This window comes from bacterium (assembly GCA_026708015.1).
Classification (GTDB): Bacteria; Actinomycetota; Acidimicrobiia; order Acidimicrobiales; family Bin134; genus Poriferisocius.
In genome coordinates this window covers 62,713-82,805 of sequence record JAPOVT010000065.1, presented here as the reverse complement: position 1 = coordinate 82,805, position 20,093 = coordinate 62,713, and the positions used below count along the sequence as shown (strand labels likewise).

Below are 20,093 nucleotides of genomic sequence, written 5' to 3'. Positions count from 1 at the left end.
GACCCTGTGAGGAGCACAGTCGAGGCGCTGGAGGGCAACCGGGTCAAGGTGTCGGTGGACATCGAGGCCGACGAATTCGAGGAGAAGCTCGACGAGGCCTTCCGCAAGCTCGCCCGCCAGGTGCGCCTTCCCGGATTCCGTCCCGGCAAGGCACCCCGGCGGGTACTGGAGGCCCGGCTGGGTCCTCAGGCTGCTCGGGGGGAGGCCCTCAGCGATGCGGTGCCCGAGTACTACGCCCAGGCCGTTGTCGACCACGACGTCGACGTCATCGCCCCTCCGGAGATAGACATCACCAGCGGCGCCGAGGACGGCCCGGTCAGCTTCGATGCCGTTGTGGAAGTGCGCCCTCTCATCACCATCACCGGCTACGACCAGATCAAAGCTGAGGTGCCCAGCCCCGAGCCTACCGATGAGGAGATCAGCGAGCAGATCGACCAGCTTCGCAAGCAATTTGGCGACCTGGCTCCCGCGGCGCGGCCCGCGATCGACGGCGACAACGTGACCATGGACATCTACGGCTCCTACAACGGCGAAGAGGTCGAGGGCCTCACCGTGGACGAATACGCCTACGAGGTGGGCCAAGGAGCCGTGGTGCCCGAGATCGACGAGGAGCTTCGAGGATCCAAGGCCGGCGACATCTTGGAGTTCAACGCCAAGCACCCCGACCCCGACGAGGGCGGGTTCTTGCGGTTCCGCATCCTGGTCAAAGAAGTGCAGGAGACGATCCTGCCCGACTTCGACGACGAGTTCGCCCAAGAGGCCTCCGAGTTCGACACCGCCGAAGAACTGCGGGCCGACGTCACCGAGAACATCGCCTACCACAAGCGGGTCAACGCCTTGAACTCGCTGGGCCGCCAGGTGGGAGAACAGCTCGCCGAATTGGTGACCGACGACATTCCCGACGCTCTGGTGGATGCCGAGGTGGCGCACCGCATCCGCACCCTCGAAATGCGCCTGAGCAGCCAGGGCATCGAGATAGAGGGCTATCTGGAAGCCATAGGCCAGACCTCCGAGGAGCTGGCCGAGGGACTGCGGGAACCGGCCCTGCAAGAGGCAAAAACCGACCTGGCCCTACGGGCGGTAGCGGCGGCGGAGTCCATTGAAGCCGCTGATGAGGACGTGGATTTCGAGCTGGCCGCCCTCGCCGCTCAGGTGGGCCAAACGGCCGACGAGCTCAAGTCTTCGTTATTCGCTGACGATGAAAGCCGTCTCAAGGGGGTACGATTAGACGCGCAGATGCGCAAAACCTGGGAATGGGTGTTGGAGCAGGTCGAGATAACCGATCTCGACGGAAACCCCGTCGAACGCTCTAGCCTGAACCCGGACGACGAGTCTGACCTTCCCCCCAACACCATCGAGAGCCAAACCACATGAACCCTCAGAACTACATGGTGCCCGTCGTGGTCGAGCAGACCAACCGGGGTGAGCGCTCGTTCGACCTCTATTCCCGGCTGCTCAAGGAGAACATCATCTTCTTGGGCACTCCCATCGACGACACGGTGGCCAACCTGATCTGCGCACAACTGCTGCACCTGGAGTCGGAGAACCCCGACAAGGACATAAACCTCTACATCAACAGTCCGGGGGGCGACATCAACGCCATGTTCGCCATCTACGACACCATGCAGTACTTGAAGCCCGACATCACCACTATCTGCTTCGGCCAGGCCGCCTCGGCTGCCGCGGTGCTGCTGGCGGCGGGGGCGCCCGGCAAGCGCTTGGCGCTGCCCCACTCCCGGATGCTGATCCACCAGCCCTATGCGGGGGCGTCCGGGCAGGTGTCCGACATCGAGATCGCCTCCCGGGAGATCCAGCGGCTCAAAGACCAACTGGAACTGCTTTTGGCCCGCCATACCGGCCAAGATCTGGAGAAGGTCAAGCAGGACACCGATCGCGACTATGTGATGACAGCCGAGGACGCCAAAGAGTACGGGCTCATAGACGAGGTCATCTCGTCGCGTGACGCCGTGGAATCCGCCGGCCCGATCACGGCCATCCGATAGGGGGAGCAAAGACCGTGGCGAAGTTCGGAGAGGGGGGGGAACTTCTCAAGTGCAGCTTCTGCGGCAAGACTCAGAAGCAGGTCAAGAAGATGATCGCCGGGCCCGGTGTCTACATCTGCGACGAGTGCATCGACCTCTGCAACGAGATCATCGAGGAGGAGCTGGCCGAGGGCACCGACGTCGGCTTCAAGGAGCTCCCCAAGCCCCAGGAGATCTATTCCTTTTTGAACGACTACATCATCGGCCAGGAGCACGCCAAGCGGATCCTGTCGGTGGCGGTGTACAACCACTACAAGCGGGTGCAGATGGGCTCGTCCGACCCCGAGGTGGAGCTGTCCAAGTCGAACATCCTGCTGCTCGGCCCCACCGGGTGCGGCAAGACGCTGATGGCCCAGACCCTGGCTCGGATGCTCAACGTGCCTTTCGCCATCGCCGACGCCACCGCGCTGACCGAAGCCGGGTACGTGGGCGAGGACGTGGAGAACATTCTCCTCAAGCTCATCCAGGCCGCCGACTACGACGTCAAGAAGGCGGAGACCGGCATCATCTACATCGACGAGATCGACAAGATCTCCCGCAAGAGCGAGAACCCGTCGATCACCCGAGACGTGTCCGGCGAGGGTGTGCAACAAGCTCTGCTGAAGATCCTGGAGGGGACCACCGCCTCGGTGCCGCCCCAGGGCGGGCGCAAACACCCCCATCAGGAGTTCATCCAGATCGACACCACCAATGTGCTGTTCATCGTGGGCGGGGCCTTCGCCGGTTTGGAGCAGATCATCGAGAACCGGGTGGGCAATGTGGGGGTCGGCTTCGGCGCCGACATCCGCACTGAGACCGAGCGGGACCACGGCGAGCTGTTCAACCAGGTTCAGCCCGAGGACCTGATCAAATTCGGCCTCATCCCCGAATTCATCGGGCGCCTGCCGGTCGTGGGGGTTGTCTCCCACCTAGAGCGCGACATGCTGGTCCGGATCTTGGTGGAGCCCAAAAACGCCCTGGTGAAGCAATACTGCAAGTTCTTCGAGTTCGAGAACGTAGAGCTGATGATCGACGACGACGCGCTGTCGGAGGTGGCCGAGCTGGCTCTCACCCGCAACACGGGAGCCCGTGGGCTTCGGGCCATCCTCGAAGAGGTGCTGCTCGACGTGATGTACGAGCTGCCCAGCCGAGACGACGTGGTGCAATGCGTGGTCGGCGCCGATACCGTCCGCGGTGAGGAAGCCCCTCAGCTGCTCAATGCGGCCAAAGCCCGTTCAACCGACCGATCCCGCCGCCAGGCCAGCTGACTTCCCTGCGGTCGCCGACGATTTGAGCGAGGTCGCGGACTCCGCACTCCTGGCCGAGGCCCGGGCGTGGTTGGACGGCCACGTCAACCTGGAGGCCACAGCCGGCGATACCGACGGCCTGACGCTAGCGCCCATGCGCGAGCTTTTGGCTTCATTGGGCGACCCCCAGGCCGACTACCCGGCAGTCCACATCACCGGCACCAACGGCAAGGGCTCGGTGGCCGCGCTGATCGCCGCGCTGGCCGGAGCGTGGGGCATGACCGTCGGGGTGTACTCCAGCCCCCACGTCGAGCACCTCAACGAGAGGATGACGATAGGCGGCGATCCCATCGACGACGCCGGTCTGGCCGAGCTTCTGAGCCACCTGCGGCTGGTGGCAGACCATCTGGCCAAAAGCCGCGTCGGCACCCCGCCCTCGTGGTTCGAGTTGGTGACCGCCGCTGCACTGCGCTGGTTCGCCGATTCGGCGGTCGACCTGGCGGTGGTGGAGGTGGGCAAATTGGGCCGCTATGACGCCACCAACGTGGTGAACAGCGAGGTGGCGGTGATCACCAACATCGGCCGCGACCACACCGATGGCCGGCCCGGCTGGGAACAAGAGGTGATGGGGGAGAAGGCCGGCATTCTCCATCCCGGCACTGTCGCCGTGCTGGGCCCGATAGATCCCGACCTGGTGGCCATCGCTGCTGGAGAGTCGCCCGGGGAGATGCTGGTGGACGGTCAGCACTTCGAACTCGAGGAGAACCGCCCGGCGGTGGGGGGACGGCTGGTCACGGTGCGCACCCCAAAAGCCCGCTACGACGACGTCTATGTCAGCTTGTTCGGCGCCCATCAGGGGGAGAACGCCGCTCTGGCCATCGCCGCCTTCGAGGCCCTGGTGGACCAGAAGCTGGATGACGACCTCCTGGTCGCATTGGGCGATGTGAATGTCCCGGCCCGATTCGAAGTGGTGGCTCGCCAGCCCTTGGTGGTGATCGACGGGGCCCACAATCCCGACGGCCTGGCCGCGTCAGCGGAGACCCTGGCCGACCAGTTCACCGTGTTGGGCCAGGTGATTTGGGTGGTCGGGATGATGCGAGACAAGGACCCCGACGCCATGCTGGATGCCATTGAGGCCTCTGGCGCCCGCTGTGACTTAGTGGTGTGCTGCGCTCCCGACTGGCCGCGGGCCCTGTCAGCCGCCGAATTGGCTGCCGCCATCCGCAACCGGGGGATCGATGCCGAGACCGCCGGCGATGTCGCCGAGGCGGTGGACAGGGCTCTGGCGCTGTCCACCGAGGAGGACGCCGTGGTGGTCACCGGCTCCTTGTACACCGCCGGTGCGGCCCGCCTTCACATGGCCGCAGCCAATAAGTAGGGTTCCCCCGGTGACGGCCGGCGGCACTCGATCAGTGAGGTGCAATCTGTGAATCGGACTCTCGTGTTGTGCAAGCCCGACGCGGTGGAGCGAGGCCTGGTGGGGGCCATCTTGTCCCGCTTCGAGGCCCGGGGCCTGCGGATCGCGGCCATGCGCATGCTCACCATCGACGCCGATCTGGCCGCCCGGCACTACGCCGAGCATGTGGAGCGCCCGTTCTATCCCGATTTGGTGGCATTCATCGGCCGGTCGCCCTCGGTGGCCATGGTGGTGGAGGGGCCCGACGACGTCTACGCCGTCGTCCGCTCCATGATGGGCACCACCAACCCTCTGGATTCCTCTCCGGGCACCATCCGGGGCGACTACGGGCTGGAGGTCACCGAGAACCTCGTTCACGGTTCTGACAGCAATGCCTCTGCTGAGCGTGAGATCGCCATCTTCTTCCCCGAGCTGTGATACCGGGACCCGCCGTTGCCGGTGTGCGATTTCTAACCCAACCTGCGACTGGCACCGGTGTGCGATTTGGGACTGGCTGTTCTAGTCTTGCGCCATGGTGAAGCGGCGGTTCTCTTCCAGTAGCGGCATTGTCGGCCGCGATGTCGCAATCGACCTCGGCACCGCCAACACGCTGGTGTATGTCCGAGGGGAGGGGATCCTCATCAACGAGCCTTCGGTGGTGGCCGTCACCAACGAAGGTGCGCCCATAGCGGTGGGTTCGGAGGCCAAGCGGATGCTGGGGCGCACGCCGGCCCATATCCAGGCCATCCGACCGCTCAAAGACGGGGTGATCGCCAATTTCGACATCTGCGAGAAGATGCTGCGCTACTTCATCCAACGGGTGTCTCCCGGCCGGTTCATCAGGCCCCGCATGGTGATATGCGTACCTTCCGGCATTACTCCGGTGGAGCAGCGGGCCGTGCAGGAGGCGGCGGTATCCGCGGGGGCCAAGAAGCCGGTCTACATCATCGAAGAGCCCATGGCCGCAGCAATCGGCGCCGGGTTGCCGGTGCAGGAAGCCTCGGGAAGCATGATCGTGGACATCGGCGGCGGTACCACCGAGGTGGCCATGATCTCGCTGGGCGGCGTGGTGACCGGTCAGTCGATTCGGATGGGCGGCGACCGGATGGACGAGGACATCATCGCCTACCTGAAGAAGGAGCACAGCCTTACCATCGGCAGCCGCACCGCTGAAGAGGTCAAGATCGTGCTGGGTACCGCTTGGTTGGGCAGCGAGAACCGCTATGCGGAGGTCCGGGGCCAGGATATGGTCTCCGGTCTCCCCAAGACCGTGGTTACCTCCACCAACGAGATCCGCGAGGCCATCTCCGAGGTGGTGCGCTCCATCGTCGACGCGGTCAAAGTGACCCTGGATGAAACTCCCCCCGAACTGGCCGCCGACATCATGGAGGCGGGGATCGTTCTGGCCGGTGGCGGGGCTCTGCTGAACGGCATGCCCCCTCGGATCGAGGAAGAGACGGGGATGCCGGTCCGGTTGGCGCCCAATCCACTCCATGCGGTGGCCATTGGCTCGGGCCAGTCGCTGGAGGAGTTCGACGCGCTAGAGGGTCTCCTCTTCTCGTCGTCGTACGACTGATCTCTCGGTTCGGCCCCGTGGCAACGGGCACCCGCACAGGGCGGTCGCGGTTCACGCTGATCTTCCTTCTGCTCAGCTCCGCGACCCTGCTGACCCTGGATGCCCGGGAATTCGAGCCCCTTCAGCGGACCGAGGAAACCCTTTCCGATCTGATCTCGCCGCTGCGGACGGGGGCGGATCGGGTATTTGAGCCCGTCGGCGACGCCTGGGCCGGCATCACCGGCTACGACGAGCTGGAGGCTGAGAACGAGGCGCTGAGACAAGAGCTGCAAATGCTCGAGGGCCAGAGGATCCTGGACACCGATGCGTCCATCCGCCTCGAATTGCTGCTCGACGAGCTGGGTTTGCCCTATGTGCAGGACATTCCCAATGTCGTGGGCGAGGTGGTGACCGCCAACGTGGGCAATTTCGACCGGTACTCGGTGCAGATCAACCGCGGGTCTGATGACGGCATCCTCAACGGGATGCCGGTGGTGACCAGGGGCGGTCTCATCGGGCGGATCGACGGCGACCCGGGCCGAGGGCATTCCCGGGTGACGCTGCTCACCGACCCTGGCTTCGAGGTCGGGGTGTTGGTAGTGGGCACCGACGACGTGGCCCTGGCCTCGGGCGGCGGGCATGGCGAGCCCCTCATGGTTACCAAGGGGCTGGAGATCGACACCGAGGTCGCCGTCGGCCATAAGGTGGTCACCAGCGGAGTGGACCGGAGCCGCTATCCCCCTGGTATTCCGATCGGCATTGTCACCGACATCGACTATGACGAAGCTCGCCTGTTGCAGCTCCTCACGGTGGAGCCCTCGGCCAACACCGACAATCTGAGCTTTGTGACCGTTCTGCTCTACGACCCTCTGGCCGAGGAATAATGAACACGGCAAGTGCTTCCCTTCGCAGCGCATCGGCACTGGCCCTAGAGGCAACCGAGCAATGAACACGGCCAATGCCTATCTGCGCAGCGCCTTGTTCTTGCTGACTGCCCTGGTGCTGCACATGGCTCTTTTCTCCGACCTGCGAGTGCTGGGAGTGGCCCCCGAAGTGCCCCTGGCCATTGCGATCACCGCCGGCCTGGTGGGCGGACCTGAGCGGGGCGCAGTGGCCGGATTCGTTATTGGCTTGGGCATCGACCTGTATCTGCCCACGCTGTTCGGCCTCTCCGCCCTCATCTACACCGTGTGGGGTTACACGGTGGGGCTGGTCGAGGAGCGGATCTTCCGCAGCGCATGGTGGATCAACGTTTTGGTCACTGCCGCCGCCACCGCTGGCGGGTTGCTGGTGTACGCGGTGCTCGGGGAGCTGCTCGGCGAGGCCAACCTCTATACCGACCGCCTCTATGTGGTGATGGGCGTTACCGCGGCCTACAACCTGGTGCTCAGTCTGCCTCTGCTGGGAATGTGGCGCTGGTCGTGGCCCAGGCTTCTCGGTGAAGAACGTTGACCCCGGAATCGCTTCGCCTGCGTCTCAGTTTCCTGGCCTTGTTGGCCCTGCTCGCTTTCGGGGTTCTGGCGGCCCGCCTCTGGTTCTTGCAAGTGATGAGCTCAGAGGAGTTCGAGAACATCGCGGTGTCCAACACCATCCGGGTGATCTATGAGCCCGCCCCTCGGGGCCGCATCTTCGACGCCAACGGCAACGTGCTGGTGGACAACCGGGAGTCCCTGGTGGTGACGGTGGACCGGTTTACCTTCGACACCGAATTCGACGAGGGCGAACAGGAAGATCTGGTGCTCCGATTGGCCACCGAGGTAAGCCGGGCCGGTCGTCTCACAAAGATTTTCGAAATCAATGACGCACTCGACGATCCCCGCTATGGACCCCTCGATTCGGTGCCGGTTGCCGACGACGTCACTGAGAATTTCGAGATTGTCTTGGCCGAGCGGGCCGACGAATTCCCCGGCGTGGGCACAGTCATCCGCAGCGTGCGCACCTACCCCTACGGAGATCTGGCCGCCCACATCCTGGGATACGTCTCCCTGCTCAGCGAGGAGCAGTACGAGCTGGTGGCCGATGATCCCAAGACCTATCGGCGCAATGACGAGATCGGCCAGACCGGGATCGAAGCGTCCTTCGAGTCGGTGCTGAGGGGCACGCCCGGGTTCACCAGGCTGGAGGTGGACAACGTGGGCGATCCGGTGGCAGTGCTCCAGCAGGTGGATCCCATCGCCGGAGCCGACGTGTACCTCACGCTGGACATCGACATCCAGGCACTGGCAGAAAAGGAGCTCTTGGCCGGATTGGCCGAGGCCCGCCAGCAGGAGACCGATGACCCCAACGACCCGCCATTCAAAGCCCCTGGCGGCGCCCTGGTGGTGATGGATCCCAACGGATCTGAGATTCTGGCCATGGCGTCGTTTCCCACGTACTCGCCCAGCGAGTTCGTCCACGGATTCTCCGAAGATCGGTGGGCCCAGCTCCAAGACCCCAACAACCACCAGCCTCTGCACAACCGGGCCTTGGCCGGCATCTATCCGCCGGGGTCGACGTTCAAACTGTTCACCGCCTACGCCGCGATGAACAGCGGCGTGATCGGCGAGCGCGGCGCGCTGGACGTGCGCACGCTCTACGAGGATACCGGCACCTACATCGTGCCGTCCTGCGAGGAGGAAGTGATCGCGTCGTGCACCTTCCGGAATGCGGAGGAGGCCATTTATGGGCCGGTGGACCTGCGCCGGGCCATCACCGTGTCGTCCGACGTCTACTTCTACTACTTGGGCGACACCATGGACCGCGCCGACCGCTTCGACCGGGAGGGCATACAGCGGGCGGCCCAGCTCTTCGGCTTCGGCGCACCGTCGGGCATCGCGCTTCCCGGCGAGGGCGTGGGCCGGGTGCCTTCGCCGTCAGCAGCCGAAGCCGCGGGCGAGCCGTGGCGAACCGGTGACTCGATCGTGTTGGCCATCGGCCAGGGCGTGCTGGGGGCCACCCCGCTTCAGTTGGCCAACGGCTACGCCGCCTTCGCCAACGGGGGAACGCTGTACTCGCCCAAGATGGTGGAGCAGGTGGTGAATCCGGTTACCGGCGAGGTGTTGCAGGCCTTTGCTAACCGGGTGCTTGACCAGGTCTACCTGCCCCGCTCCATCAGACTGCCGATCCTGGAGGGGCTGTTGGGCGTGACTGCCGAGTTGGAGGGCACCGCCCACTCGGCGTTCTTCGGCTTCCCCCATGAGGAGTGGTCGGTGGCGGGCAAGACCGGGACGGCCGAGGTGGTGGGCCAAGCCGACAACTCGCTGTTCGCGGCCTTCGGCCCCAATCCCAATCCCGAGTACGTTGTCGTGGCGATCATGGAGGAGTCGGGATTCGGGGCGTCGGTGGCTGCTCCTGCGGTGCGGCGGGTGCTGGAGCCCATCGCCACCAACTCGGTGCCCGCGGTCCGCACCATCGACGATTTGGCCGAGTTGAGCGGGTCGATCAGCGATGATGGGGCTGAGGTGGACGCCGAGAACGCAGAACTGGAGAGTGCGGCCTGATGGCAGTCATTTCTCTGGAGGAACGCCGTTTGAAGGACCGGGAGTTCAATCCCCGGAGCAGCCCCTACGCGCCGTGGATGCACATCGATTTGCTGTTGGTGCTGGCCGCGGCTGGTCTGGCCGCCATAGGGATCGCGGCCATCTACAGCACCACCCGAGGCCGCGATCCGGAGAATTTCGACTCTTTCTTCTTGGAGCGCCAATCGCTGTTCGCCGTGGCCGGCGCACTGTTCATGGTGTTTGCGGCCTGGTTTCCGTATCAGGAACTGGCCAAGTTCGCGGTAGCTATCTATGGAGTGGGGATTCTGGCTCTGATCGTGGTGCTGGGACCGTTGGGCGAAGAGGTCAACGGTGCCCGTTCGTGGTTCCGGTTCGGCGATTTCCAGCTTCAGCCGTCTGAATTCCACAAGCTGGCGATCATCGTGGCGGTGGCGTACTTCTTGTCGCGCTACGAAGACTACTTGAGCGCCCCCCGAGTGTTCTTTGCCGTAGGCATTGTGGCGTGGCCCGGATTACTGGTTCTTCTCCAGCCCGATGTGGGCACCGCGATCATCTACGTGTTCATCGGTTTCGTCCTGCTGCTGATCGGCGGCATCCGCTTCCGACAGGTCATCGGCATCGCCCTGATCGTGGTCACGGTGGTGGCGCTGATGATCAACTCCAACATGCTGGAGGAGTACCAGACCAACCGGCTGCGCACCTTCGTAGACCCCACTACCGGCATCACTGACGCCGCCTTCCAGCAGCGCCAAGCCCAGATTGCCATCGGCAATGGCGGGGTGAGCGGCAAGGGCTACGGCGAGGGCTCCCAGACGCTGAGCGGCTTGGTGCCCCAGCAGCACACCGACTTCATCTTCACCGTCATCGGCGAGGAATTCGGTTTCGTGGGCTCGGCCGCCACCCTGGGTCTCTACGCCCTGCTGTTGCTGAGGATTCTCCAGGCCGCTCGCCTGGCCAAGGACCGATTCGGCGCCCTTATCTGCTCGGGCGTGTTCGCCATGATCCTGTTTCAGATGTTCGAGGCGGTGGGCATGACACTGGGCATCACCCCCATAACCGGCATTCCCCTTCCCCTGGTTTCCTACGGCGGTTCCTCAGCTATCGCCACACTCATAGGCCTCGGCTTGGTTCTCAACGTCCGCATGCGCAGGTTTGTCTGACCCGAAATCCGGGTTTCGTCCTCAGCGGCTGCCGGCGGTCCATCTGAACTGGTTCGGGCTGGCGAGGGGCCGGCGGTAGATTGGTGACAATGTCGCTTTGGCCGGAATTGGAACTGGTGTTGCCCGAGGTGTCGAAACCGGCGCGCTACATCGGCGGCGAAGGCGGGATGGCGACGCCGGAGCATCATCCGTCCAAAGTGGCGTGGCTGCTGGCCTATCCCGACACCTATGAGATTGGCCTGCCCAACCAGGGCCTTCAGATCCTCTATGAGATACTCAACGAGCGAGATGACTCGGTGGCCGAGCGGGCCTATGCCCCCTGGGTGGACATGGAGGCCGAGATGCGGGCCGCGGGCCTCCCCCTGTTCTCAGTGGACACCCACCGGCGGGCGGCAGATTTCGACGTTCTGGCGTTCAACCTGTCAGCCGAGCTGGTCTACACCAACCTGCTCAACTGCATCGACCTGGCCGGAGCTCCGGTGCGGGCCGAGAACCGAGCCGACGACGACCTGCTGATCGGCGCGGGCGGGCACTGCACCTACAACCCCGAGCCGTTGGCCGACTTCGTGGACTTCTTCGTGCTGGGCGACGGCGAGGAGGTGGTCTCAGAGATCACCGCGGCGGTTTGGGAATGGAAGCGCTCGGGCAAGGAGTCGCGCCAGTCGGTGCTGCGGGCCCTGGCTGCCATCGAGGGCGTGTACGTGCCGTCGCTGTACGACGTGGCCTACGACGGCCCGGCGCTGGTGTCGATCACGCCTCGGTTCGCCGATGTGCCCGCGGTGATAGAGAAGCGCACGGTGGCCGATCTGGCGGCGTGGCCCTATCCCAAGCAGCAGTTGGTGCCGCTCACCGAGGTGGTCCACGACCGGCTCAATGTGGAGGTGTTCCGGGGCTGCACCCGGGGGTGCCGGTTCTGCCAGGCGGGGATGATCACCCGTCCGGTGCGGGAGCGTCCCGCCGAACAGGTTCGCACCATGGTGGCCGACGGACTGGCCCGCTCCGGCTACGACGAGGTGGCGCTCACCTCGCTGTCCACCGCCGATTTCAGCGGGATCACCGAAGTGGTGTCCGCCACCATGGACTGCGGTGCCGGCGAGGTGTCGGTGTCGTTGCCCAGCCTGCGGGTGGACGCCTTCACCGTGGGTCTGGCCGCCCAGATCCAGCGGGCTCGGCGCACTGGCCTGACCTTTGCCCCCGAGGCCGGGTCGTGGCGGATGCGCCAGGTGATCAACAAGCTCATCGACGAGCGAGACCTCTACGGCGCGGTGGAGTCGGCCTTCTCCCAAGGTTGGCGGCGCATGAAGCTCTACTTCCTCACCGGCCTCCCCACCGAGACCGATGTGGACACCCTGGCCATCGGAGAGTTGGCCCGCAACTGTGTGGATCTGGGCCGGGCCCACACCAAGAACCCGTCGGTCACGGTTTCGCTGGGCGGGTTCGTGCCCAAGCCGTTCACGCCCTTCCAGTGGTTTGGCCAGAACACGGTGTCGGAGCTTCAGCGCAAGGTCTTCTTGCTGCGCGACGACATCAAGCGGAACCGGGGCGTCCAGATGAAATGGCACGATCCCAAGGCCAGTTTGGTGGAGGGAATCGCCAGCCGGGGCGACCGCCGCATCGGCCGGGTCATCGAGGAGGTGTGGCGCCAGGGGGGCACATTCCAGGAATGGTCGGAGCATTTCGACTACGACCGCTGGACCCAGGCCATGGCCAAACACGGGCTGTCGGTGGACTGGTATGTGCACCGACACCGCACTGAGGACGAAGTTCTTCCCTGGGACCACCTCTCCGCTGGTCTGCACAAGGACTTCCTGTGGCAAGACTGGAGGGATGCCCTCAACGAGGTGGGCTTGGAGGACTGCCGCTGGACCCCGTGCTATGACTGCGGGGCCTGCACCGGCTACAGCATCGAGCACATCGTGGCCTCCGCCACGCCGCCCGCCGGGGGCAGCCAGGGCACCGGCCAGGTGCCCACCGGCTACCAGCCGCCCCAAGCGGTGTCGGTGCAGCTGTCGGGCGTCGGCGCGAGGAGTTCGACATGAACCCGAACCAGGCGCCGCGCACTCGGATAAGGCTGCGGTACGGCAAAGCGGGGCGGATCCGCTTCACCAGCCACCGGGATGTGGCCCGCATCTGGGAGCGCTCGCTGCGGCGGACCGGGTTGCCGGTGGCTCAGACCGAGGGTTTCTCACCGCGGGCCAAACTGCACTTCGGCCTGGCCTTGGCCACCGGTTATGAGTCAGACGCCGAGTATTTGGACGTCGACTTCAAGAGTGGCGATATGGCGGTTGATGAGGTGCTGAAAGCCCTGGTCGGCGTGCTGCCCGACGGGATCGAGGCCACCGGGGGCGCGGTTCTGGCGCCGGGGTCGATGTCGTTGCAGCAAGCGGTCACCATCTGCGATTGGGACATCGAGTTGTTGGACGTGACCGCAGGTGATCTCGCCCAATGGGTAGATAAGGTGCTCGGGGCGGCTACGCTTATGGTTACGCGAGAACGCAAAAGTCAAAAGATCACCGACGATCTGGCCCCACAGGTGTGTGCCCTGGAGGTCGGTGAGCCGACGAGCCGGGGGTTTCGCCTCTTGGCCACTCTGGGCACCCAGCCGCGGGCAGCACGCCCGTCGGAGCTTTTGGCCGCTCAAGAACCGGTGCATCGACCGGTGCTGATTCGGCGCACTCGTCAATGGATTGAGCAGGATGGCGCCCACTTGGAGCCACTTGAGGTCGGCGCAGCCCCTGCTCAGCACACCCTGGTTGGTGTGCAATGAGAAAGGACTACACAGATGACCGAAGGTCGCCCCAAGATCGGCGATTCCCGCCCCGCGCTCCCGCCTTCCGATAACCGCCCCAAGATCGGGGATTCCCGCCCCGCGCTCCCGCCTTCCGACAATCGCCCCAAGATCGGGGATTCCCGCCCCGCGCCAAGCGGGAACGGATCGGGCTCTTCCGAGGGCTCGGGTTCCGGAGGATCAGGCTCGGGCGGTTCGAACTCAGGCTCGGGCGGTTCCGGCTCGGGCCGCAAGCGCCGACGCCGTCGGGGAGGGAGGGGCCGCGGCGGCGGTAGCCGCCCGATCCAACCGGTAGAGCACAAGGTTTCCGACGGCCCGGTAGAGCTCGACGAGAAGACGCTTGAGCGCCGTCGGGGCCGTCGTCGCAAGGGACGCCCGGTAGGCCGCTATATGATGCTGGTGCAAGTGCGCCCAGAAGCCACCCAGATAGCGGTGTTGGAGGGCCGGGCTCTCATTGAGCACTACGTCTCCCGCCCGGCCGACGATGTGGGCGAGATCCACGGCAACATTTATCTGGGCCGAGTTCAAAATGTGTTGCCCGGCATGGAGGCCGCCTTCGTGGACATCGGCACTCCCAAGAATGCGGTGCTGTACCGGGGAGATGTGGTGTTCGACCCCGACGATGTGGAGACCTCCGATGGCTCACCTCGCATCGAGAACCTCTTGGAGGCCCGCCAGACCATCATGTGCCAGGTCACCAAGAATCCAATAGCCCACAAGGGGGCCCGGCTGACCCAGGAAGTGTCTTTGCCAGGCCGCTTCGTGGTGCTGGTGCCCAACTCCAAGACCTACGGCATCTCCAAGCGGCTCCCCGACAAGGAGCGCAAGCGTCTTCGCAAGGTGCTGGACCGGTGCAAGCCGGAGGAGCACGGGATCATCGTCCGCACCGCGGCCGAGAAGATCACCGCCGAGGAGCTGGAGCGCGACGTGAAGCGGCTGGTCTCGCAATGGGAAGAGATTGAGGCTCTGTCCAAGAAGGCCAAGGTACCGGGGCTGTTGTACCGGGAGCCCGAGATGGCGGTTCGGGTCATCCGGGAGGAGTTCAACCAGGACTTCCGCTCGGTCCAGATTGATGATCGGCGCCTGTTCGACCAGGTGTACGACTACGTGTCCAGCGTGGCCCCCGAACTGGGCGAGCGGCTGGAGTACTACGACGCCGAGACCGAGCATCTGAGCTTGCTGGAGCGCCATCACGTGTATGAGCAGTTCCTCAAGGCACTGGACAAGAAGGTGTGGCTGCCTGGCGGCGGATCGCTGATCATCGAGAGCACCGAGGCGCTCACGGTCATCGACGTGAACACCGGCAAAAATGTCGGCGACTCCAACCTGGAGGAGACCGTTTTCCGCAACAACCTGGAGGCGGCTCAGGAGATCCCTCGACAGCTGCGGCTGCGCGACATCGGCGGAATCATCGTGATCGACTTCGTGGACATGGAGAAGCGGGGAAATCGGGAAGAGGTCATGAAGGCATTCCGGGAGTCGCTGGCCTGGGACAAGACCCGTACCCAGGTGCTGGACATCTCCGATTTGGGATTGGTGGAGATGACCCGCAAGCGCATCGGGGAGGGTCTGTTGGAGTCGTGCTCATCGGTCTGCCCGACCTGCGAGGGGCGGGGCCTGGAGTTGGACAAGACGCTCGCCTCGAAGAAGTAGCTGTTTGGCTGGGTCTTAACGGTTGGGGTTGGCCTCTGATGGTTCGTCTAGAATTATCCGTCGGACCTGCCGGCAAGTAGTGAGCGAGGCGCAAGCAGGTGTATGCCGTCATCCGCACAGGCGGAAAGCAGTACAAAGTTGAAGAGGGCCAAGTCCTTGACGTTGAGTTGTTGGGCGAGCCCGGGGCCGAGGTGGAGCTGATCCCCCTTCTGCTGGTGGACGGCGACTCGGTGACCGCTGCCCCCGACGCGCTCGGCAAGGCCAAGGTCACCGCTACGGTGGTTGACTCGGTCAAGGATCGCAAGATCAACGGCTTCACCTACAAGAACAAGAGCAATCAGCGTCGGCGGTGGGGCCACCGTCAGCGCAAGTCCCGCATCCAGATCACGGCCATCAAGGCATAGCCAGTCGGAACGCTGAAGGGAGCAGGAGATGTCCAAGACCAAAGGCGGCGGCTCAACCCGCAACGGCCGAGATTCCAACCCCAAGCGCCTTGGGGTCAAGGTGTTCGACGGCACGCAGGTGACTGCGGGCTCGATCATCGTGCGTCAGCGGGGAACCCGCATCCACCCCGGTGAGAACGTCAGGCGCGGCCGCGACGACACCCTCTTCGCTACCGCCAACGGCCGGGTCAAGTTCGGCCATCGGCGCCGCCGCAAGCTCGTCGACGTCATCACCGGCTGATCGTCTCCCAGCGGCTCACAGCCGCTTGACTTAGACGAGTGCGGATTGACAGACGATGTCCCAGTTCGTAGACGAGTGCGGCCTGAACGTGCGGGGCGGCGACGGCGGTGCCGGGTGCGTCTCGTTTCGCCGTGAGGCCCATGTGGCTAAAGGCGGACCCGACGGCGGCGACGGCGGCGACGGCGGCAGTGTCTGGCTGGTTGCCGACCACAACGTGGCCTCTCTGATCGCGTTCAAAGACCATCCCCATCGGCGGGCGGGAAACGGAACCCACGGCCAGGGCAAGCGTCGGCACGGCGCATCGGGCAGCAACACAATGGTGCAGGTACCGGTGGGAACCGCCATAAGGGCCCAGAGTGGGGAAATGCTGGCCGATCTCGCGGCTGACGGGGACCGCTGGCTGGCTGCTGCGGGCGGGCAGGGAGGCCACGGCAACGCCCGCTTCTCCACCCGTCAAAACCGCGCTCCGGCGTTTGCCGAGCAGGGGGAGGCGGGGGAGCAGCGCTGGCTGAAACTGGAGTTGAAGCTGCTGGCTGACGTGGCGCTGATCGGCTTTCCCAACGCGGGCAAGAGCACGCTGATCTCCCGCATATCCGCGGCCCGCCCCAAGATCGCCGACTACCCGTTTACCACTCTCGAGCCCAACCTTGGAGTGGTTCGCACCGACGACGACTTCGAGATGGTGGTGGCCGACATCCCTGGCCTCATTGCCGGGGCCAGCGACGGCCGCGGCCTTGGCCACCGCTTCCTGCGCCACACCGAGCGCGCCCGGGTGTTGGTCGTATTGGTAGACCTGGCCTCGATGGAGGAGACCTCCCCCGCCGAACAGCAGCGGGTGCTGCTGGACGAGCTTGGCGCCTACCGTCCCGAGCTGCTGGAGCGCCCTCGGATATTGGCGGCATCCAAGGCCGACGTCGCCCAACTGGATCCGCCGCCGGGGTCCCTGCGCATCTCTGCGGTGACCGGGGAGGGCTTGTCCGAGATGATCCGGGCCATGGCCGACGCGGTGGGAGAGGCCCGCGCCCAAGACAGTCTGGCCCCCATCGCGGGCCGCTCCGAAGACGTGGTAATTCACCGGCCTGTTCCCGAGGGGTTCACCGTAGAGCGGGCCGATGACGGCGCCTACGTGGTGGTGGGTCGGGCGGCTGAGCGCACGGTGGCGCTGTCTGACCTCAATGTCCCCGGCGCGTGGGATTTCGCCCGCCGCCGGCTTCAGCGGCTGGGGGTGGACCGGGCGTTGGCCCGGGCTGGGATCAAGTCAGGCGACACCGCCAGGATCGGCGACTTCGAGTTCGAATATCACGATGACGATGACTATCTCAATGAGGAGGTGGTGCGGTGATAGTGGTGGTGAAGATCGGCACGTCGTCGATAACCGAGGCCGATGGCACCATCAGGGCGGAGGCGGTGGCCAAGCTGAGCGGCGAGGTGGCCGCCGCGGTGGCCGACGGGCATCAGGCGGTAGTGGTCAGCTCCGGGGCGATCGGTGCCGGGCTTCCCGTGCTCGGCTTCGACCAGGGTCGTCCCCGCGACTCGGTAACCCTGCAAGCCCTCTCCGCGGTGGGCCAGAGCCGGCTCATGGCCCTGTACCAAGAGCGCCTGGGCGGTTACGGCCTGATCTGCGGCCAAGTGCTGCTGGCCCCTCGGGATTTCTTGGAGCGCACCCAATACCTGCACGCTCAGCGAACCCTCAATCGGCTGTTGAAGCTGGGCGTCGTCCCCATCGTGAATGAGAACGACGCCGTGGCCGATGACGCCATTCGTTGGGGGGACAACGACCGCATTTCCGCATTGGTGGCCCACATGGTGGGCGCCGAGCTGCTGGTGCTGTTGACCGACACCGAAGGGGTCCACACCGCCGACCCCCGCTCCGATGCCGAGGCCCGGATCGTGGAGGAGATCACCGATCTGGGTGTGCTAGACGAGCTGGCCGCGGCCGCGGGCGGAGCGGGCACCGACCGGGGCAGCGGCGGCATGGCCTCGAAGCTGGCCGCGGCTCGCATTGCCAGCTGGTCGGGGGTCCGGACGGTGATCGCGGCTGCTGATCGCCCAGATGTGGTCGCCGATGCACTGGCCCATGGGTCCGGTGTCGGGACCACAGTGGCTCCCCAACCCCAGCGGCTGAGTGCCCGCAAACTGTGGATCGGGTTTGCCATGGTCCCCACCGGCACGGTGCGGGTGGATGCCGGCGCCCGCCGGGCGATGGTGGAGCGGGGTGCCTCGCTCTTGGCCATCGGCATCACCGGCTTCGAGGGGGTGTTCCAGCCAGGTGATGCAGTTGACGTGCGGGGGCCCGACGATCAGATTTTCGCCCGGGGCTTGGTGGAGGTTTCCTCAGACGACATGGACTCGGTGGTAGGCCTGCGCTCTGATGCCTTGCCCGCCGGCGCGCCCGACGAGGTCATCCACCGCGACTCTTTGACCGTGCTGCCCTAGAGACCCGCTTGAGGGCCTGCTCCATCAGCCCGGCAGCCTCTTCGGCCGCAGCCACCCCTGAGCCCCGGCCCAACATCACATAGACCACCCCGGTCAACAGCAAAGAGAATGGTGCGGCAAACAACAGCGGCAACGGCTCTAGACCCCACGCCAAAACAGCCCCCAGCACCGCGGCTGAAAGAGCGGCAACGGCCAAGCGTCCTGCGGGTCCCTTCACTGGCCGGCTTCGGCCCAGCAAGTAGCGGACCCGGTGGCGCAAGATGCCGTATTCCACCCAAGCGGCCACCGTGCTGCCCAGAGCCAAGCCCACCGCTCCCAACCGAACCGCTCCTTCGGCCCGCGCGGCATCTGACAGCCGCGACAACACCTGGAAGTCGCCCAGTCGCTCCACGCTCCCGTCCACCACCGCGTAGGAGTCGAAGCTGAACATCAGCACCACTCCTGTTGCGGCGGCCAGCACTACCCGCACCCCGGCCACTCGAGCCGGCCCCTTGGCATCGCCAGCGGCGAAGCAGGCGTTCTGAAGCAGACGAGAAGACGCCGAGGCCACCAGTCCCAAGGAGTAAGCCGCCAAGATCCACCACACCTGAACGGTCTGGTCGCCATTGAACTGCCCCCGCTCCAGCAGCGCTCCCACGATCAGCCCGCCCAGGGTGATGAACGCCACCGCCGAGAACAGCACATAGAACCCAATGCGGTCCAGCCCAGTTTGCAGACGCTGCCTCAGCGCCTCAGGGTTGTCCTGTTCTCGGGACATCTCGGGTAGGTCGCTGGCCGCCACGCTCATGGCAAACAGGCTGATGGGCAAGAAATAGATCACCTGGGCGAATCCCAGAGCGGCAATGGCCCCGCTGGCCAGCAGCCCGGCCAAGATCAGGTCCACGTAGGCCGATACTTGCACCACGCCTCGGCCGATGAACGCAGGGCCGAACCGGTCGAGCACGGTGCGGACGTCGGGGCGCCGCCAGTTGAGGCTGAGCCGCAGCGCTGGCACTAGCCGAAGCACCAGCGGCACCTGCACTAGGAACTGGAGGGCCCCGCCCAGCACCACGCCCCAGGCGGCCATCTTGGCCACATCGGAGGCCCGAGTGGCGGGGTCGACGTTGTGCCACACCAGCCAGGCCCCCGCCATGAACGCCACTTGGGCGGCGTTCCATATGACTGGTGCGGCATAGGACAGGAAGAACCGGCGATGGGCGTTCAGTACCCCCAAGGCCCACGCCGCCAGCACGATGAAGCCGATCCCAGCGAACATCACCCGCACCAGCTCCACGGTCAGTTCAGCAGTGTCGTCCGACAGCCGCCACAGCAGGAGGGACACGATCGGCTCGGCCAGCAACCATCCGGCCAACACCAACAACCCGGTGACCACGGACAGGAGTCCGAACACCGCTCCGGCCAGCCGACCGGCGTCTTTGCGCCGGTCTTGTTCGACAAGCTGCGAGTAGATGGGGATGAACGAGGCCGACAGCACCCCCTCGCCTAGCAGGTTTTGCAGCAGTCGGGGGATTGTCAAGGCGGCCCGGTAGGCGTCACCGATGCGGCCCGCGCCGATGAACGCCGCCACCGCCACTTCTCGGCCGATGCCGGAGACGCGGGACAAGAAGATCCCTGCACCCACCAGCACGGCTCCCTTGCCGCTGGGGCGCGGGGAGTCGTCGGGGCCTTCGAATC

General features: G+C 65.2%; 18 protein-coding genes. 17 read left to right on the top strand and 1 reads right to left on the bottom strand.

Annotation, left to right across the window (positions count from 1 at the left end; translation table 11 throughout):
- The first annotated feature begins 6 nt into the window (after nucleotides 1–6).
- The 17 genes from tig (at nucleotide 7) to proB (ending at nucleotide 18,419) form a co-directional block, all read left to right on the top strand.
- A complete protein-coding gene (gene tig, locus OXG30_16870; protein ID MCY4136566.1) occupies nucleotides 7–1,374 on the top strand; it encodes a trigger factor in 1,368 nt (455 codons plus the stop codon).
- Nucleotides 1,371–2,003: an ATP-dependent Clp protease proteolytic subunit gene (locus OXG30_16865; protein MCY4136565.1), complete on the top strand. Its 633-nt coding sequence runs from the start codon at nucleotides 1,371–1,373 to the stop codon at nucleotides 2,001–2,003. Before tig ends, OXG30_16865 begins: the two co-directional genes overlap by 4 nt.
- Before the next feature lie 14 nt (nucleotides 2,004–2,017).
- Nucleotides 2,018–3,289, top strand: coding sequence for an ATP-dependent Clp protease ATP-binding subunit ClpX (gene clpX / locus OXG30_16860; protein ID MCY4136564.1), 1,272 nt, complete (start codon nucleotides 2,018–2,020; stop codon nucleotides 3,287–3,289).
- A gap of 22 nt (nucleotides 3,290–3,311) precedes the next feature.
- Nucleotides 3,312–4,646 carry a Mur ligase family protein gene (locus OXG30_16855; GenBank protein MCY4136563.1) on the top strand — a complete coding sequence of 445 codons (1,335 nt, stop codon included), beginning with the start codon at nucleotides 3,312–3,314 and terminating at the stop codon, nucleotides 4,644–4,646.
- Between the two features lie 48 nt (nucleotides 4,647–4,694).
- A complete protein-coding gene (gene ndk, locus OXG30_16850) occupies nucleotides 4,695–5,102 on the top strand; it encodes a nucleoside-diphosphate kinase (GenBank protein MCY4136562.1) in 408 nt (135 codons plus the stop codon).
- Nucleotides 5,103–5,196: 94 nt separating this feature from the next.
- A complete protein-coding gene (locus OXG30_16845; protein ID MCY4136561.1) occupies nucleotides 5,197–6,240 on the top strand; it encodes a rod shape-determining protein in 1,044 nt (347 codons plus the stop codon).
- Nucleotides 6,241–6,257: 17 nt separating this feature from the next.
- A complete protein-coding gene (mreC, locus tag OXG30_16840) occupies nucleotides 6,258–7,103 on the top strand; it encodes a rod shape-determining protein MreC (GenBank protein MCY4136560.1) in 846 nt (281 codons plus the stop codon).
- A 61-nt stretch (nucleotides 7,104–7,164) separates the two neighbouring features.
- Nucleotides 7,165–7,671: a rod shape-determining protein MreD gene (gene mreD / locus OXG30_16835; GenBank protein ID MCY4136559.1), complete on the top strand. Its 507-nt coding sequence runs from the start codon at nucleotides 7,165–7,167 to the stop codon at nucleotides 7,669–7,671.
- Nucleotides 7,668–9,698, top strand: a complete 2,031-nt coding sequence (mrdA, locus tag OXG30_16830) for a penicillin-binding protein 2 (protein MCY4136558.1) — start codon at nucleotides 7,668–7,670, stop codon at nucleotides 9,696–9,698. The genes mreD and mrdA overlap by 4 nt, the downstream gene beginning before the upstream one ends.
- Nucleotides 9,698–10,858: a rod shape-determining protein RodA gene (gene rodA, locus OXG30_16825; GenBank protein MCY4136557.1), complete on the top strand. Its 1,161-nt coding sequence runs from the start codon at nucleotides 9,698–9,700 to the stop codon at nucleotides 10,856–10,858. The genes mrdA and rodA overlap by 1 nt, the downstream gene beginning before the upstream one ends.
- A gap of 89 nt (nucleotides 10,859–10,947) precedes the next feature.
- Entirely contained in the window at nucleotides 10,948–12,897 is a 1,950-nt protein-coding gene (locus OXG30_16820) for a TIGR03960 family B12-binding radical SAM protein (GenBank protein MCY4136556.1), read from the top strand.
- A complete protein-coding gene (locus tag OXG30_16815; protein MCY4136555.1) occupies nucleotides 12,894–13,625 on the top strand; it encodes a TIGR03936 family radical SAM-associated protein in 732 nt (243 codons plus the stop codon). Before OXG30_16820 ends, OXG30_16815 begins: the two co-directional genes overlap by 4 nt.
- Before the next feature lie 15 nt (nucleotides 13,626–13,640).
- Entirely contained in the window at nucleotides 13,641–15,299 is a 1,659-nt protein-coding gene (locus OXG30_16810) for an Rne/Rng family ribonuclease (protein MCY4136554.1), read from the top strand.
- Nucleotides 15,300–15,397: 98 nt separating this feature from the next.
- A complete protein-coding gene (gene rplU, locus OXG30_16805) occupies nucleotides 15,398–15,703 on the top strand; it encodes a 50S ribosomal protein L21 (protein ID MCY4136553.1) in 306 nt (101 codons plus the stop codon).
- Between the two features lie 28 nt (nucleotides 15,704–15,731).
- The gene (gene rpmA / locus OXG30_16800; GenBank protein MCY4136552.1) at nucleotides 15,732–15,983 is read left to right on the top strand and encodes a 50S ribosomal protein L27; all 252 of its coding nucleotides are present in this window, start codon (nucleotides 15,732–15,734) and stop codon (nucleotides 15,981–15,983) included.
- Nucleotides 15,984–16,038: 55 nt separating this feature from the next.
- Nucleotides 16,039–17,325: a GTPase ObgE gene (gene obgE / locus OXG30_16795; GenBank protein MCY4136551.1), complete on the top strand. Its 1,287-nt coding sequence runs from the start codon at nucleotides 16,039–16,041 to the stop codon at nucleotides 17,323–17,325.
- The gene (gene proB / locus OXG30_16790) at nucleotides 17,322–18,419 is read left to right on the top strand and encodes a glutamate 5-kinase (protein ID MCY4136550.1); all 1,098 of its coding nucleotides are present in this window, start codon (nucleotides 17,322–17,324) and stop codon (nucleotides 18,417–18,419) included. The genes obgE and proB overlap by 4 nt, the downstream gene beginning before the upstream one ends.
- Here proB and murJ read toward each other — a convergent pair.
- Nucleotides 18,385–20,040, bottom strand: coding sequence for a murein biosynthesis integral membrane protein MurJ (gene murJ / locus OXG30_16785; protein MCY4136549.1), 1,656 nt, complete (start codon nucleotides 20,038–20,040; stop codon nucleotides 18,385–18,387). The genes proB and murJ overlap by 35 nt on opposite strands.
- Between the last annotated feature and the right edge of the window lie 53 nt (nucleotides 20,041–20,093).

What these genes read in the sequence shown, in the direction of transcription:
- OXG30_16865 (MCY4136565.1), top strand. Translation starts at nt 1,371, where the DNA reads ATGAACCCTCAGAACTACATGGTGCCCGTCGTGGTCGAGCAGACCAAC.
- OXG30_16845 (MCY4136561.1), top strand. Translation starts at nt 5,197, where the DNA reads ATGGTGAAGCGGCGGTTCTCTTCCAGTAGCGGCATTGTCGGCCGCGAT.
- mreD (MCY4136559.1), top strand. Translation starts at nt 7,165, where the DNA reads ATGAACACGGCCAATGCCTATCTGCGCAGCGCCTTGTTCTTGCTGACT.
- rodA (MCY4136557.1), top strand. Translation starts at nt 9,698, where the DNA reads ATGGCAGTCATTTCTCTGGAGGAACGCCGTTTGAAGGACCGGGAGTTC.
- OXG30_16820 (MCY4136556.1), top strand. Translation starts at nt 10,948, where the DNA reads ATGTCGCTTTGGCCGGAATTGGAACTGGTGTTGCCCGAGGTGTCGAAA.
- OXG30_16815 (MCY4136555.1), top strand. Translation starts at nt 12,894, where the DNA reads ATGAACCCGAACCAGGCGCCGCGCACTCGGATAAGGCTGCGGTACGGC.
- OXG30_16810 (MCY4136554.1), top strand. Translation starts at nt 13,641, where the DNA reads ATGACCGAAGGTCGCCCCAAGATCGGCGATTCCCGCCCCGCGCTCCCG.
- rpmA (MCY4136552.1), top strand. Translation starts at nt 15,732, where the DNA reads ATGTCCAAGACCAAAGGCGGCGGCTCAACCCGCAACGGCCGAGATTCC.
- obgE (MCY4136551.1), top strand. Translation starts at nt 16,039, where the DNA reads ATGTCCCAGTTCGTAGACGAGTGCGGCCTGAACGTGCGGGGCGGCGAC.